Below are 14332 nucleotides of genomic sequence, written 5' to 3'. Positions count from 1 at the left end.
CGTAATTCATTAATTGTCGAGTGAATCTATGCCGGGCAATTTAATAAATAATCGGGCGGGGGCGAGTAAGCCGCTACTGGCATTGTTCAGCTTCTTGATGATCATGGCCTGCTCAAAAAAAGAAGAGCAGATGCCTGATGCCGCGTCGGTGGACTTTGCCTACAGTGGGCTGGAGTTCAAGTGCGTATATGAGCGCGATTCCTTGCCTGTGTTGAACCAGGACGCGGACGTTTTCTATCGGTATGGCCTTTATCTGGAAAAGCGTAAAGGGCAGAAAAATTACGACGATATTGCCCGCTATTATCGTATCGCGGCTGCACACGACCATTACAAGGCTGCAACCAATCTACAATTTCTGTTGTCAACCGGACAAGCCCACTCTCCTGACGCCAGTAAAGAGGTCATCGACCTGGCTGAATATTATGTTGCTCAAGATATCCCGGGAGCTTATTACGATTTGGCGCATTACTTGGAATTGGGGTATGGCGTTAAACAGGATGTCGCGGCCTCCAGGGCGTACTTTCGGCGGGCGGCCGACTTAGGTAGCCCAGACGCTCAGTATTACGTAGGGAGGCTTCTATCCTATGTACCAAATACGGCCGATATCCTATTGGCGATGTATAAGTGTGCAATGGAGCAAGGTAATCGATTGGCAGCGAGAGACTACTCAAGCTACTTGCAAGATTCGGGACTTTATCAAGAGGCTCTGAAGGGATACCATACAGCGACACGAAATGGCGATGATCTGAGTGCGTATAGTCTCGCCAATGCATTCAAAGGCCCACCTGCTTCTAACGAACTTAACTATCTGGCTTTACAGCAGGATGACGAGCGCGTCGTTCGATACAATAAAATCAGCGACTTCCTGACGCGACACGAACATCTCGGGGCAAAAATGCCCGATCTGGATGACATCGTCCCACTCCCACCTGCGACCCTCCCCGATTGGGACGGTACCTTCCAATGGAAACGAGAGCGTGACTCGGCTGTTCCCATCATCCCATCAGCAGAACTGATCGAGAAACTCAGCGCCGAGAAGGGACTTGATCCCGCCACCGGTTTGCCGCTAACAAAATCCATCGGAAGCCTCTAATCAATGTTGTCCCGGCACTAACTGCACGTGATGGTGGGCATCAACTGCCCCGGTGCTGCAGATTGACCGGGGCGGGGGGCGGAGTTGATGAGCAAGTTGCATAGGCGCAGTTAGTATTTAAATTGGCAAGTCAAAAAAAGAAAAAATCCCAGCCTGAGCTGCGATTTTTTTTGTTGGAATTATTTTGTTATTCAGTGTTGTGCATTGTTTATTTTGTTGCGTTAAATATTTGAATCTATTTCGGGTGTGTGATTTTTTTGCCGAGTAATCAAGTTGGCGCTTTAGAGGTGTTAGCTGGTATATCTGACAGTATTCTCGCTGCTGCATTGTGTGTTTAATGGGGCTTCTCATTCGATGTGGGGATGAGGCGATGTAAAACATTAATTTTTGATAAGCGTGAGGTTTATATGGAAAGTAACTCGAATCGCACAGCAGGAGTTATTGACTCCTTTACACCGGGGGCTCCGGGTTATGGCGATCGTTCGACTTGCACGGTCCGGGATGATGACCTTGAAAATGAAATTTACAAGGTGAATATTAGACAAAATATGTGGTTGCTGGACCATCTGCCGCTTGTCGGTAAACGTATTCGCTTCTCGAGAACCCGAGGGCAACAGGGACTAGTCGCCGAAGAAATTGAGTTGGAGTGAAGAGTGGCGCTCTTAAGTGATTAATTAGTTGATTGTCTCTATTTGGCATGCTCGCGATGGACGTTAACGATGACGCGGGCTTCCTGGAGAAACACGGCGCTCATACCGCCATCGCGAGCATGCTCGCTCCTACAGTGGTTCTATGTCCGGCACAGAACAAGCGTTCACCGTAGATTAGCTGTGGGAGGCGCAGTTGATGAGCAAGTTGCACAAGCACTGATAGAAATCTGTAGGAGCGAGCATGCTCGCGATGGACGTTAACGATGACGCGGGCCTTCTGGAGAAACGCGGCGCTCATACCTCCATCGCGAGCATGCTCGCCCCTATAGTGGTTCTATGTCCGGCACAGAACATGTGTTCACCGCAGATTAGCTGTGGGAGGCGCAGTTGATGAGCAAGTTGCACAAGCACTGATAGAAATCTGTAGGAGCGAGCATGCTCGCGATGGACGTTAACGATGACGCGGGCCTTCTGGAGAAACGCGGCGCTCATACCTCCATCGCGAGCAGGCTCGCTCCTACAGTGGTTTTATGTCCGGCATAGAACATGCGTTCACCGCAGATTAGCTGTGGGAGCGGGCTTGCCCGCGAAGACGTCCTCTAAACCTCAATAGTCATCCCCGCGTTCGCTGATGTCCTTCTCCACCCTCGGCGCATCCGGATCCTGCCCCGGCGGAAACTTCCCCTTCAAGTTCCAGGCAAACGCAATGATCTCGGCAATCGTCCGATACAGCTCCTCAGGAATACTGTCCCCCAGCTCCATGCGCGCCAGCATTCTCACCAGCTCGGCGTTTTCATAGATTGGCACTTCGCAGTCGCGGGCAATGCGCAAGATTTCTTCGGCCAGTTCTTCGTCGCCCTTGGCGGTGAGGGTAGGGGCGTGGCTGCCGTCGTACTTGAGGGCGATGGCCTGGCGTGGGGCGTTGGGGTTTTTCATGCGGTTTCGTCGACCCAGCGTTGATCGAGGCGGGTTTGGGGGCCTTGGGGCGGCGAGCCGTGGTGACAGTCGAGGTCGCCGACGTTCAGGCCGCAGGACAGCAGGCGTTCGCGCAGGCCGGCGAGGTTGCTTTCAATCAGGCTGGCGGTATAAGGCCGTTCGGCCCACAGCTGGCTGGACAGGCTGCCTTTGATCAACTGTGCCTGAATCTGCAAGGGGCCCAAGGGTTCCATGTCGAAGGCCAGCTCTACACGCCACAGTTGTTGTTTCGTTTCGCGTTCTTCGCGGCGCTCATTGGGGTGGTCGTGCTCAGGGGCCTCTTCACGCTGGAACTTGACCTGCAAGGGCACGATGTCTTGCAGATTGCGCATCGGGATTTCCAGCTGCCAGGTGCTCATCAGCCGTCCGTCGGCGGTGACGCCAGTTTGTTCCAGGCTTGCCAACTGGTGGCTCTGCAGGCGTGAAACCGCGGCGGCGGCCAGGCGCAGCAGGTGTTCGAGGTCATCCTCACCCTCGGCGCCTGGCAGTTGGCGCTCGGCAAGCGGAAAGCCGGTCGGCGACGGTTTGGCGCTGACCTGGCCGAGCATGCCCAGGGCGTTGCGCACGAAACTCGGCATGGTCTGGGCGAGGGTGTTGGCCGCAACGATCGCGCCGAGGCTGGTGTTGGTCGGCAGGCCCTGACTCAATTGCGCCACCAGTTTGAGCAGATCGCCCTTCATGTCGGGCGCCAGCGTCGGGTTTTGCCCGGTGAGCAGTTTGCTTTCGAGAAACACACCGCTGCCGGCAAGGGCCTGGGCAAGGCCTTTGGCCGTACTCAACTGTTGAACATCCGGCAGGCCGGCGAGCAAAAGGGTAGCGGCGCTGCGCAACTCAGCGGATGTCTGGTCTGAGGGTGGAAGGCTCTGCAGGAGCTTGAGCAAGCCATCCAGCGATCCCTGGCGACTTTGCTGGTCGACCAGTTGCCGGGTCACCGCCAGTTGTTCCTGTCGACTGCTCAGAGGCACGAATTTCACGGTCTGGGCGTCCTGCACCTGCGCGCTCAACAAGGTGCCGATGCGCAAGGGCTGCGGGCTGTCGATGCTCAGGGTGCTGCCGCTCAGTGCGGTGTTGAGCAGGCTCACCATCGAGCGAAATACCAGGGGCTGGCCGGGCAACCGGGGCAGCACTTGCGAGGTCAGTACTTTACCCTGCAGCAAGGTGCCAACGGGCAGTTGCGCGGTGTCGAGGCGGGTGAGGGTGGCGATGCTGGAAGCAATGGCCTGTTGTACCGTCACGGCCAGGCTGCCGGCCGAGGGTTGGCTGACGACCAGTGTGGTGCCCAGGGCCAACGGTTGATTACCGGTAGTCTGGACCGTGGTCTGGCGGCCGCTGTCGAGTGTGACCTTGAGCAGCATCTGGAAAGTCTGGTCTGTCTGCTTAAGCGACAACACTTCGGCCTGGGCGGTTTGACCGACGCTGATCAGCCCGTCCATCGGCGTCTGCAACTTGAGCAACTCACCGCTGAGCACCTGCGGGCGCGAAGTCGCCGGGAGGATTTGCGGTAGCGTCAGGATGTTCATTTCGCCTGTCATACGCGGTCACAACCTGAGGAAAATGCACTCTTTAGAGTAAGGCATGGCATGTATAATGCGGCGCCGTTGTATCCAAAAATGGCGAAAACTTTGCAATTATTTGACGCAGCTCTCTGGAACAAGCTGTCATTGCATTTATGCTGCATCTCTTTAACGGCCGCGCCAGTGCCGACTTGAACCGTATAAGGCCCGTGATCCCTTGACCAGTCCCGTCCTGCAAACCGTTGACCTTGCCTGCGAGCGAGACCTTCGGCTGCTCTTCGAAAACCTCGAGTTGCGACTGGCCAGTGGCGAAATGGTACAGATCAGCGGCCCCAACGGCAGTGGCAAGACCAGTCTTTTACGCCTGCTGAGCGGGCTGATGCAGCCGACCGCGGGCCGGGTGTTGCTCAATGGCCAGCCGTTGAACGCGCAACGCAGCGAGCTGGCGCGCAATCTGCTGTGGATCGGTCACGCGGCGGGGATCAAGGATTTGCTGACGCCGGAGGAGAACCTGAGCTGGCTGTGTGCCTTGCATCATCCGGCTGACCATGAGGCGATATGGCAGGCTTTGGCGGCGGTCGGGCTGCGTGGGTTCGAAGACGTTCCGTGCCACACCCTGTCCGCCGGCCAGCAGCGTCGCGTCGCGCTGGCGCGCTTGTACCTGGACAGTCCGCCGTTGTGGATACTCGACGAGCCGTTTACCGCCCTCGATAAACAAGGCGTGGCGCAGCTTGAAGAACACTTGGCCGGCCACTGTGAACGTGGCGGCATGGTGGTGTTGACGACTCACCACACCCTGAGCCGGATGCCGGCCGGTTATCGCAACATTGATCTGGGGAACTGGGCCGTATGAGTGTTTTCGGCCTGTTGGTCGCCCGCGAGGCTCGCCTGCTGTTTCGTCGTCCCGCGGAACTGGCCAATCCGCTGGTATTTTTCGCCATCGTGGTTGCGCTGTTCCCGCTGGCGGTCGGACCCGAGTCTCAATTGTTGCAAACCTTGTCTCCGGGACTGGTCTGGGTGGCGGCACTTTTATCGGTCTTGCTCTCGCTGGATGGGCTTTTCCGCAGTGATTTCGAGGATGGATCGCTCGAACAGTGGGTCCTTTCGCCGCACCCCCTGGCTCTTCTGGTTTTGGCCAAGGTGCTGGCACACTGGGCGTTTTCCGGCCTGGCACTGGTGTTGCTCGCGCCTTTGCTGGCGTTGATGCTCGGTTTGCCTGCCGCCTGTCTGCCGGTGTTGCTGCTTTCGTTGCTGCTCGGTACACCGGTGCTGAGCCTGCTCGGTGCAGTGGGCGCGGCATTGACGGTGGGATTGAAACGCGGCGGCCTGTTGCTGGCGTTGCTGATTCTGCCGCTGTACATCCCGGTATTGATCCTTGGCAGTGGCGCCTTGCAGGCAGCCTTGCAGGGCATGCCGGCGACCGGTTATCTCCTGTGGCTTGGCAGCCTGACCGCCCTGGCGATAACTCTGACACCTTTTGCAATAGCTGCTGGCCTGAAGATCAGCGTCGGCGAATAATAATGAGGCCTGGTTAAAAATTAACCACTCTTTTTGAAAAAAAAAGCAGGCCCTGGCTCTTCACAGTAAAGAGCAACCGTGACGGAAACAGAGTATGAACTGGACGTGGTTTCACAAGCTTGGCTCGCCCAAATGGTTTTACGGCATCAGCGGCAAACTGCTGCCCTGGCTGAGCGTCGCGGCGTTGCTGCTGATCGGCATTGGCGTGGTCTGGGGCCTGGCCTTCGCGCCGCCGGATTACCAGCAGGGCAACAGCTTTCGCATCATCTACATCCACGTCCCGGCTGCCATGCTGGCGCAGTCCATCTACGTGATGCTGGCCGTGTGCGGCATCGTCGGCCTGGTCTGGAAAATGAAACTGGCCGACGTCGCCCTGCAATGCGCCGCGCCCATCGGTGCCTGGATGACCGCCGTGGCGCTGGTCACCGGGGCGATCTGGGGCAAACCGACCTGGGGCTCGTGGTGGGTCTGGGATGCACGCCTGACGTCCATGCTGATCCTGCTGTTCCTGTACTTCGGTCTCATTGCGCTGGGCAACGCCATCAGCAATCGTGACAGCGCGGCCAAGGCCTGTGCGGTGCTGGCGATTGTTGGTGTGATCAACATCCCGATCATCAAGTACTCGGTAGAGTGGTGGAACACCCTGCACCAGGGCGCGACCTTCACCCTCACGGAAAAACCGGCGATGCCCGCCGAGATGTGGCTGCCACTGCTGTTGACGGCGTTGGGTTTCTACTGTTTCTTCGGCGCGGTCCTGCTGCTGCGCATGCGCCTTGAAGTGCTCAAGCGCGAAGCCCGGGCCAGTTGGGTCAAAGCCGAAGTGGAAAACAGCCTGGAGGCCGCTCGATGAGTTTCGCTTCATTCGGCGACTTCATCGCCATGGGTCATCATGGCCTGTATGTCTGGTCAGCCTATGGCATCTGCCTGGTGGTGCTGACCCTCAACGTGGCGGCGCCGATCCTGGCCCGCAAGCGGTATCTGCAACAAGAGGCGCGTCGTCTGCGCCGGGAGAACGGCAAGTGAATCCGCTGCGCAAAAAGCGTCTTATCATCATTCTCGCGATCCTGGTCGGGGTCGGCGCTGCCGTTGGCCTGGCCCTGAGCGCCCTGCAGCAGAACATCAATCTGTTTTACACACCGACCCAGATCGCCAACGGTGAAGCCCCGCAGGACACGCGCATCCGTGCCGGCGGCATGGTCGAGGCGGGCTCGCTGCAGCGCTCCGGCGATTCCCTGGATGTGAAGTTTGTCGTCACCGACTTCAACAAATCCGTGACCATCACCTACCGCGGCATCCTGCCGGACCTGTTCCGCGAAGGGCAGGGCATTGTCGCCTTGGGCAAGATCAACGCCGATGGCGTGGTAGTGGCAGACGAAGTGCTGGCCAAGCACGATGAGAAGTACATGCCGCCGGAAGTGACCAAGGCTTTGAAAGACAGCGGTCAATCAGCTCCAACGCCCGCGAAGGAGGGTTGATCCATGACGTCCGGTATCTTTATTCCCGAACTTGGGCACCTGGCCATGATCCTGGCCCTGTGCTTCGCCCTCGCCCAAGCCGTGGTGCCGTTGCTCGGTGCCTGGCGCGGTGACCGCCTGTGGATGAGCCTGGCCCAGCCGGCCGCCTGGGGGCAGTTCACCTTTCTGGCGTTTGCCTTCGGCTGTCTGACTTATGCCTTCATGGTGGATGATTTTTCCGTCGCCTATGTGGCCAATAACTCCAACAGCGCCTTGCCCTGGTACTACAAGTTCAGTGCCGTGTGGGGTGCCCACGAAGGTTCCTTGCTGTTGTGGGCGTTGATTCTGGGTGGCTGGACCTTCGCGGTATCGGTGTTCTCCCGGCAGTTGCCGCAAGTCATGCTGGCCCGCGTGCTGGCGGTGATGGGCATGATCAGCACCGGTTTCCTGCTGTTCCTGATCATGACCTCCAACCCGTTCAAGCGCATCCTGCCGCAAGTGCCCACCGATGGCGCCGACCTTAATCCGTTGTTGCAGGACATCGGCCTGATCGTTCACCCGCCGATGCTGTACATGGGCTACGTCGGGTTCTCCGTGGCCTTCGCCTTTGCCATTGCGGCGCTGATGGGCGGTCGCCTGGATGCCGCGTGGGCACGCTGGTCGCGTCCATGGACCATCGTGGCCTGGGCCTTCCTCGGTATCGGCATCACCCTCGGTTCGTGGTGGGCCTACTATGAACTCGGCTGGGGCGGCTGGTGGTTCTGGGACCCGGTGGAAAACGCCTCGTTCATGCCATGGCTGGTCGGCACCGCGCTGATTCACTCCCTGGCGGTCACGGAAAAACGTGGCGTGTTCAAGAGCTGGACGGTGCTGCTGGCCATCGCCGCGTTCTCCTTGAGCCTGCTGGGCACCTTTCTCGTGCGTTCCGGCGTACTGACTTCGGTGCACGCCTTTGCCTCCGACCCGGAGCGTGGCGTGTTCATCCTGATTTTCCTGCTGTTTGTGGTCGGTGGTTCGTTGACCCTGTTCGCCCTGCGCGCGCCGGTGGTCAAGAGCCAGGTCGGCTTCAACCTGTGGTCGCGGGAAACGCTGTTGCTGGGCAATAACCTGGTGCTGGTGGTAGCGGCTTCGATGATCCTGCTGGGCACTTTGTATCCGCTGATTCTCGATGCCATGACGGGCGCCAAACTGTCGGTCGGCCCGCCGTACTTCAACGCGCTGTTCATTCCGTTGATGGCGTTGCTGATGGTGGTGATGGCAGTCGGTATGATCGTGCGCTGGAAAGACACGCCGGTGAAATGGCTGTTGAGCATGCTCACGCCGGTACTGCTCGGCAGCGCCGCCCTGGCCGTTGTGGCCGGTATTGCGTATGGCGATTTCAACTGGGCGGTCCTGGCGACCTTCATGCTCGCGGCCTGGGTGTTGCTGGCCGGTGTGCGTGACATCTTCGACAAGACCCGGCACAAAGGCCTGATCAAGGGCTTGCCGACCCTGACCCGCAGCTACTGGGGCATGCAGGTCGCGCACCTGGGCATCGCCGTATGCGCCCTGGGTGTCGTGTTGTCGAGCCAGAACAGCGCCGAGCGTGACCTGCGCCTGGAACCGGGCGAGTCCATGGACCTGGCCGGTTATCACTTCGTGTTCGAAGGGGCCAAGCACTACGAAGGCCCCAACTTCACCTCCGACAAGGGCACTGTTCGCGTCATCCGCAACGGCAAGGAAGTCAGCGTGCTGCACCCGGAGAAGCGTCTCTACACCGTGCAGAACTCGGTGATGACCGAAGCCGGGATCGACGCCGGTTTTACCCGTGACATCTACGTTGCCCTCGGCGAACCCCTGGGCGATGGCGCCTGGGCCGTGCGCGTTCACGTCAAACCGTTCGTGCGCTGGATCTGGTTCGGCGGTCTGCTGACCGGTTTGGGCGGATTGCTGGCGGCGCTGGATCGGCGTTATCGGGTCAAGGTGAAAAGCCGTGTGCGTGAAGCACTGGGCATGTCGGGAGCCACTGCATGAGACGTTGGTTGATGTTGTTGCCACTGGCGATTTTTCTGGTGGTTGCCGTATTTCTGTACCGTGGGCTGTACCTGAACCCGGCCGAGTTACCTTCGGCGATGATCGGCAAGCCGTTCCCGGAATTTTCCCTGCCGGCGGTGCAGGGCGACAAGACCCTGACCCGTGCCGACATCCTCGGCAAACCGGCGTTGGTCAATGTCTGGGGTACCTGGTGCATTTCCTGCCGGGTCGAGCACCCGGTGCTGAACAAGCTGGCCGGGCAGGGCGTGGTGATCTACGGCATCAACTACAAGGACGTCAATGCCGATGCCTTGAAGTGGCTGAGCGAATTCCACAACCCCTATGTGCTGGACATTCGTGACGATGAAGGCTCGCTGGGCCTGAACCTCGGCGTGTATGGCGCGCCGGAAACCTTCTTCATCGACGCCAAGGGCATCATCCGTGACAAGTTTGTCGGCGTGATCGACGAGCAGGTCTGGCGCGAAAAACTGGCGGCCAAATATCAGGCGCTGGTCGACGAGGCCAAGCCATGAAGCGCTGGATTGCCGCCGCTGTTCTGGGCTTGAGCATGGCCGGCGTCGCACATGCAGCCATCGACACCTACGAGTTCGCCAAGGAAGGCGATCGCGAGCGCTTTCGCGAGCTGACCAAGGAGCTGCGTTGCCCCAAGTGTCAGAACCAGGATATTGCCGACTCCAACGCACCGATCGCCGCCGACCTGCGCAAGGAAATTTTCCGCATGCTCGGCGAGGGCAAGGACAACCAGCAGATCATCGACTTCATGGTCGATCGCTACGGTGACTTCGTGCGCTACAAACCAGCCCTGAACGCCAAGACCGCGCTGCTCTGGTTCGGCCCGGCCGGCCTGCTGCTTGGCGGTGTGGTGATCATCGCGGTGATCGTGCGCCGCCGTCGTGTGCAACGCTCTGACACCAAGGATGAGCTTTCCGCCGAGGAGCGCTCGCGCCTCGACCACCTGTTGGATAAAAACCAAGAATGATTGATTTCTGGCTTGCTGCAGGTCTGCTGCTACTGGTTGCCCTGAGTTTTCTGTTGATCCCGATCCTGCGCAGTCGTCGTGCACAACTCGAAGAGGATCGTACCGCCCTGAACGTCGCCTTGTATCAGGAGCGCGTGGCTGAGTTGCAGACTCAGCAGGAAGAGGGCGTGCTTGATGCGGCGCAGATGGATACCGGGCGCGCCGAGGCAGCCCGGGAGTTGCTGGCGGACACCGAGGGGGTCGAAGCGCCGCGGGTGTCTCGTTTGGGCAAGCCCTTGCCATTGCTGGCGGCAGTTCTGGTGCCGGTTCTCGGTCTGGGCTTGTACTTGCATTACGGTGCCAGCGACAAGGTCGAACTGACCCGCGAATTCGCCCATGCACCGCAAACGATGGAAGAAATGACCCGTCGCCTGGAGCGCACCGTCGCCGCTCAACCGGATTCCGCAGAAGGCGTGTATTTCCTCGCTCGTACCTACATGGCGCAGGATCGTCCAGCGGATGCGGCGAAGATGTTCGAGCGCACGGTGAGCCTCGCCGGTCGCGAGCCGGAACTGCTCGGCCAGTGGGCCCAAGCGCAGTATTTCGCCGATGGCAAGAAGTGGTCGGACAAAGTCCAGGCCCTGACGGATGAAGCGCTCAAGGCCGATCCGAAAGAAGTCACCAGTCTCGGCCTGCTCGGTATCGCCGCGTTTGAAAGCGAGCGTTATCAGGACGCCATCGATTATTGGAACCGGCTTCTGGCGCAACTGGCACCTGAGGACAAGTCTCGCGAGGCGTTGCAAGGCGGCATTACCCGGGCCACGGAGAAACTGGTGGCCAGTGGCGGCAAGGTTGCAACAGCACCTGTGGCGAAGGCTGCGGCACTGCTCAAGGTCAGCGTCGATCTGGCAGCGGAGCTCAAAACCAAGGTCCAGCCCGGCGACAGCGTATTCATTTTCGCCCGTGCGGTATCCGGTCCACCGGCTCCGCTGGCGGTCAAGCGCCTGACCGTGGCAGACCTGCCGGTCACCGTCGAACTGGGCGATGCCGATGCAATGATGCCGCAATTGAAACTGTCGAACTTTCCTGAAGTCCAACTGGTTGCGCGCATTTCCCGTGCCGGCAAACCAACGGCAGGCGAGTGGATCGGTCGCAGCCAGCCCCTGGCCAGCAGCACTACCGCGCTACAACAACTGACCATCGACAGCCCGGATAAATAACAGGAAACGCCACCATGACCGCCATTGCTCGTATTGCCCTGCTCAGCGCTGTTTTGGGGTTAAGCGCTTGTGCGGTCCAGCGTCCACCGGAACAGCCGACCCCGACACCGATGCCGCCGTCGCAGCCCAAACCTACGCCATCGACGTCGCCCACCCCGAGCAAACCGAGCGTCCCGGCCAAACCGGCCAAGCCGATGCCGCGTACCTCGGCCAGCTTCGCGCCGCCGCCGGGCGGGAACAGTCATTGGGATCAGAAGCTGGGGGTTTATGTGCTTGATGACCAACCCAATACCTTCTATCGCCAGCGGACTTACTACCGTTGGGATAATGGCTGGAGCCGTTCGATCAGCCCGAAAGGGCCTTGGGAGGAAACGGATATCCACGGGGTGCCGGGCGGGTTGGGACGGCAGTTCGAGCAGTAACGCAGAGAGGCGATCTTCGGGTCGCCTTTTTTGTGGGCGTTGAGTGTTTTTCGGGCGGCGTGTGAACTCTTTGGGAATGAGTTTGTTCGCGAAGGCGGCCTGATAGCCGGCCTGTCTTTTGTTGACCGGATACATATCCGTTTCTGCGGTAATGGCGACTTATGGTTCCGCTCTTACAGCGGGTCACTTTTGGCAAACGCCCGGAGTGCCGGCCCAGCCAAAAGGAACCAAAAGGTCTCGCCCCTTACGTACGGCCCCTCGCTGAGGCTCGGCGTTCCTTCGCTCCGGTATTCATCCGGGGGCATTGCCCTCCGGTCGGCTTCGCTTCGACCTACATGCAATGAGTTCGACTGCGTCGAACGGCGCTGCGCGCCAATCCCCGGATAAACACCTCCACTCAGCCTCCCGAGGGGGCGGGTGGATCAAGATCAAACGCGGCAGCCCCCCAGCTCAACCTTTCACAAAACCTTCATCAAATGATTCACCCAGTGACATGTGCAAGTCATAGGGCTGACATGCGACGTGCCTAAAGTCTGTTGAACTCAAATACGGCCACGGACGGCTGTTCAACCAGACAGAGAAGCCCATGAACGCAGCTATCCATGTCGATCATCTGAACAAGACCTTTGCGCGTAAGACCGCACTGGTCGACCTCGAACTGACCATCGCGGCCGGTGAGATGGTCGCGCTGATCGGCGCGTCCGGCTCCGGCAAATCCACCTTGTTGCGCCATCTCGCGGGCCTGGCCTGTTGCGATAAAAACAACGGTGGCAGCGTCAAAGTGCTGGGGCGGGAAGTACAGGCGAGCGGACGGCTCAATGGCAAGGTGCGCCGCTTGCGCGCCGACATCGGCTACATCTTCCAGCAGTTCAACCTGGTCAATCGCCTGAGCGTGCTCGACAACGTGCTGCTCGGTTGCCTGGGCCGCATGCCGCGCTGGCGTGGCAACCTGGGCCTGTTCAATGCCGAGGAAAAACAGTTCGCCATGGAGTCCCTGGCCCGCGTCGGCCTGGCTGACCTCGCCGCACAGCGCGCCTCGACCCTGTCAGGTGGGCAGCAGCAACGCGTGGCGATTGCCCGTGCGCTGACCCAGCGTGCCGAAGTCATCCTTGCGGACGAGCCGATCGCCTCCCTGGATCCGGAATCGGCGCGCAAGGTTATGGAAATCCTCGCCGACATCAATCGCCGCGACGGCAAGACCGTGGTGGTGACCCTGCATCAGGTCGACTACGCCACCCGCTATTGCCCGCGCGCCGTGGCGCTGAAGGCCGGTCGGATTCATTTCGATGGCCCGGGTACTGAGCTCAGTGGCGCGTTCCTCAACGATCTGTACGGTGCCGACATCGACACCAGCCTCATGTGCTCCGAGCCTTCCCGTCACAACGAAGCTGCACCCCGGCTGGTGCTGGCGCGTGTTTGATCACTCCGGATTCCCCAACCGTTCACCCTTAGGAAACTTTTCCATGTTGAACCGTATCGGTCGCGTTTTTGCTGGTGCAGCACTGCTCACCGGTTGTTTGATGGGCACCGCCCAGGCTGAAGAAAAAGCCATCAACTTCGGCATCATGTCCACCGAGTCTTCGCAAAACCTCAAGAGCGTCTGGCAGCCATTCCTCGATGACATGCAGAAGCAAACCGGCTTGAAGATCAACGCCACATTCGCTTCCGACTATGCCGGCCTGATCCAGGGCATGCGTTTCAACAAGGTCGATGTAGCGTGGCTGGGCAATAAGGCTGCCATCGAAGCCGTGGACCGTTCCAACGGCGAGATCTTCGCCCAGACCGCTGCAGCCAGTGGCGCTGCCGGTTACTGGAGCGTGTTGATCGCGCGCAAAGACAGCCCGATCAACTCGGTCGACGACATGCTCAAAGACGCCAAGAACCTGACCTTCGGCAACGGTGATCCGAACTCCACCTCGGGCTATCTGGTGCCGGGCTACTACGTGTTCGCCAAGAACAACGTCGATGCCGCCACCGCGTTCAAGCGCACGCTCAATTCCAGCCATGAGGTCAACGCCTTGAGCGTGGCCAAGGGGCAACTGGATGTGGCGACGTTCAACACCGAAAGCTGGGATCGCCTGGAAGTCACCCAGCCCGACAAAGCTGCGCTGCTGAAAGTGATCTGGAAGTCGCCGCTGATCCCTGCCGACCCACTGGTATGGAGCAAAGCGCTGAGTGACAGCGAGAAGAGCAAGATCCGCGATTTCATCTTCAGCTACGGCGACACCGACGAAGAGAAAGCGGTGCTCAAGGGCATGCAACTGGGCATGTTCCTGAAGTCCAGCGACGACCAGTTGCTGCCGATTCGTCAGCTCGAGTTGTTCAAGCAACGCACCACGATCACTGCGGACACCAAGCTTGATGCGGCCGATAAAACCAAAAAACTGGCCGAGATCGATGCCGAGCTGGCGAAGCTGCAAGAGCGCATCACCTTGCTCGACAAAACCGCCGACAAAAAATCCGCAGCCAACGGCTAACCCCGGTAGGAGCGAGC

15 protein-coding genes are annotated in these 14332 nt (G+C 59.3%); 13 read left to right on the top strand and 2 right to left on the bottom strand.

Annotated elements, in window-relative coordinates; all coding sequences use genetic code 11:
• Positions 1-28 precede the first annotated feature (28 nt).
• Positions 29-1093, top strand: coding sequence for a DUF6396 domain-containing protein (locus KW839_RS18950; RefSeq protein ID WP_218425167.1), 1065 nt, complete (start codon positions 29-31; stop codon positions 1091-1093).
• Between the two features lie 1256 nt (positions 1094-2349).
• Here KW839_RS18950 and KW839_RS18945 read toward each other — a convergent pair.
• Both KW839_RS18945 and KW839_RS18940 read right to left on the bottom strand, forming a co-directional pair.
• Positions 2350-2679 carry an EscU/YscU/HrcU family type III secretion system export apparatus switch protein gene (locus tag KW839_RS18945; protein ID WP_218425166.1) on the bottom strand — a complete coding sequence of 110 codons (330 nt, stop codon included), beginning with the start codon at positions 2677-2679 and terminating at the stop codon, positions 2350-2352.
• The gene (locus KW839_RS18940; RefSeq protein ID WP_218425165.1) at positions 2676-4250 is read right to left on the bottom strand and encodes a flagellar hook-length control protein FliK; all 1575 of its coding nucleotides are present in this window, start codon (positions 4248-4250) and stop codon (positions 2676-2678) included. Before KW839_RS18940 ends, KW839_RS18945 begins: the two co-directional genes overlap by 4 nt.
• A 199-nt stretch (positions 4251-4449) precedes the next feature.
• On the opposite strand from KW839_RS18940, the gene ccmA reads away from it, so the two are divergent.
• The 12 genes from ccmA (at position 4450) to phnD (ending at position 14315) form a co-directional block, all read left to right on the top strand.
• Positions 4450-5085 carry a cytochrome c biogenesis heme-transporting ATPase CcmA gene (gene ccmA, locus KW839_RS18935; RefSeq protein WP_060541435.1) on the top strand — a complete coding sequence of 212 codons (636 nt, stop codon included), beginning with the start codon at positions 4450-4452 and terminating at the stop codon, positions 5083-5085.
• A complete protein-coding gene (gene ccmB / locus KW839_RS18930; protein ID WP_060541436.1) occupies positions 5082-5750 on the top strand; it encodes a heme exporter protein CcmB in 669 nt (222 codons plus the stop codon). Before ccmA ends, ccmB begins: the two co-directional genes overlap by 4 nt.
• Positions 5751-5844: 94 nt before the next feature.
• Entirely contained in the window at positions 5845-6600 is a 756-nt protein-coding gene (locus tag KW839_RS18925; protein ID WP_060541437.1) for a heme ABC transporter permease, read from the top strand.
• The gene (gene ccmD / locus KW839_RS18920; protein ID WP_218425164.1) at positions 6597-6773 is read left to right on the top strand and encodes a heme exporter protein CcmD; all 177 of its coding nucleotides are present in this window, start codon (positions 6597-6599) and stop codon (positions 6771-6773) included. Before KW839_RS18925 ends, ccmD begins: the two co-directional genes overlap by 4 nt.
• The gene (gene ccmE / locus KW839_RS18915; protein WP_060541439.1) at positions 6770-7225 is read left to right on the top strand and encodes a cytochrome c maturation protein CcmE; all 456 of its coding nucleotides are present in this window, start codon (positions 6770-6772) and stop codon (positions 7223-7225) included. The genes ccmD and ccmE overlap by 4 nt, the downstream gene beginning before the upstream one ends.
• A 3-nt stretch (positions 7226-7228) precedes the next feature.
• Positions 7229-9217 (top strand): heme lyase CcmF/NrfE family subunit, encoded by a 1989-nt coding sequence (locus KW839_RS18910; protein WP_060541440.1) that lies wholly within the window; start codon positions 7229-7231, stop codon positions 9215-9217.
• On the top strand, positions 9214-9750 hold the full coding sequence (locus tag KW839_RS18905) for a DsbE family thiol:disulfide interchange protein (RefSeq protein WP_060541441.1): 537 nt from the start codon (positions 9214-9216) through the stop codon (positions 9748-9750). Before KW839_RS18910 ends, KW839_RS18905 begins: the two co-directional genes overlap by 4 nt.
• Positions 9747-10217: a cytochrome c-type biogenesis protein gene (locus tag KW839_RS18900; protein WP_060541442.1), complete on the top strand. Its 471-nt coding sequence runs from the start codon at positions 9747-9749 to the stop codon at positions 10215-10217. Before KW839_RS18905 ends, KW839_RS18900 begins: the two co-directional genes overlap by 4 nt.
• Positions 10214-11416 carry a c-type cytochrome biogenesis protein CcmI gene (gene ccmI, locus KW839_RS18895; RefSeq protein WP_218425163.1) on the top strand — a complete coding sequence of 401 codons (1203 nt, stop codon included), beginning with the start codon at positions 10214-10216 and terminating at the stop codon, positions 11414-11416. The genes KW839_RS18900 and ccmI overlap by 4 nt, the downstream gene beginning before the upstream one ends.
• 14 nt (positions 11417-11430) lie before the next feature.
• Positions 11431-11838, top strand: a complete 408-nt coding sequence (locus tag KW839_RS18890) for a hypothetical protein (protein WP_060541444.1) — start codon at positions 11431-11433, stop codon at positions 11836-11838.
• A gap of 586 nt (positions 11839-12424) precedes the next feature.
• Positions 12425-13258 (top strand): phosphonate ABC transporter ATP-binding protein, encoded by an 834-nt coding sequence (gene phnC, locus KW839_RS18885; protein ID WP_095061677.1) that lies wholly within the window; start codon positions 12425-12427, stop codon positions 13256-13258.
• Positions 13259-13301: 43 nt separating this feature from the next.
• Positions 13302-14315: a phosphonate ABC transporter substrate-binding protein gene (gene phnD, locus KW839_RS18880; RefSeq protein ID WP_060541446.1), complete on the top strand. Its 1014-nt coding sequence runs from the start codon at positions 13302-13304 to the stop codon at positions 14313-14315.
• Positions 14316-14332 lie beyond the last annotated feature (17 nt).

This window comes from Pseudomonas sp. PDM31 (genome assembly GCF_019218965.1).
Lineage (GTDB): Bacteria > Pseudomonadota > Gammaproteobacteria > Pseudomonadales > Pseudomonadaceae > Aquipseudomonas.
Note: the sequence above shows the minus strand (reverse complement) of the source record. Positions and strands in the feature narration are given on the sequence as shown.

Excerpts from the sequence above, each read along its gene's own strand:
- KW839_RS18945 (WP_218425166.1), bottom strand. The coding sequence starts at position 2,679 with ATGAAAAACCCCAACGCCCCACGCCAGGCCATCGCCCTCAAGTACGAC.
- phnC (WP_095061677.1), top strand. The coding sequence starts at position 12,425 with ATGAACGCAGCTATCCATGTCGATCATCTGAACAAGACCTTTGCGCGT.
- KW839_RS18900 (WP_060541442.1), top strand. The coding sequence starts at position 9,747 with ATGAAGCGCTGGATTGCCGCCGCTGTTCTGGGCTTGAGCATGGCCGGC.
- KW839_RS18925 (WP_060541437.1), top strand. The coding sequence starts at position 5,845 with ATGAACTGGACGTGGTTTCACAAGCTTGGCTCGCCCAAATGGTTTTAC.
- ccmI (WP_218425163.1), top strand. The coding sequence starts at position 10,214 with ATGATTGATTTCTGGCTTGCTGCAGGTCTGCTGCTACTGGTTGCCCTG.
- KW839_RS18940 (WP_218425165.1), bottom strand. The coding sequence starts at position 4,250 with ATGACAGGCGAAATGAACATCCTGACGCTACCGCAAATCCTCCCGGCG.
- KW839_RS18905 (WP_060541441.1), top strand. The coding sequence starts at position 9,214 with ATGAGACGTTGGTTGATGTTGTTGCCACTGGCGATTTTTCTGGTGGTT.
- KW839_RS18890 (WP_060541444.1), top strand. The coding sequence starts at position 11,431 with ATGACCGCCATTGCTCGTATTGCCCTGCTCAGCGCTGTTTTGGGGTTA.
- KW839_RS18910 (WP_060541440.1), top strand. The coding sequence starts at position 7,229 with ATGACGTCCGGTATCTTTATTCCCGAACTTGGGCACCTGGCCATGATC.
- ccmB (WP_060541436.1), top strand. The coding sequence starts at position 5,082 with ATGAGTGTTTTCGGCCTGTTGGTCGCCCGCGAGGCTCGCCTGCTGTTT.
- KW839_RS18950 (WP_218425167.1), top strand. The coding sequence starts at position 29 with ATGCCGGGCAATTTAATAAATAATCGGGCGGGGGCGAGTAAGCCGCTA.
- phnD (WP_060541446.1), top strand. The coding sequence starts at position 13,302 with ATGTTGAACCGTATCGGTCGCGTTTTTGCTGGTGCAGCACTGCTCACC.
- ccmD (WP_218425164.1), top strand. The coding sequence starts at position 6,597 with ATGAGTTTCGCTTCATTCGGCGACTTCATCGCCATGGGTCATCATGGC.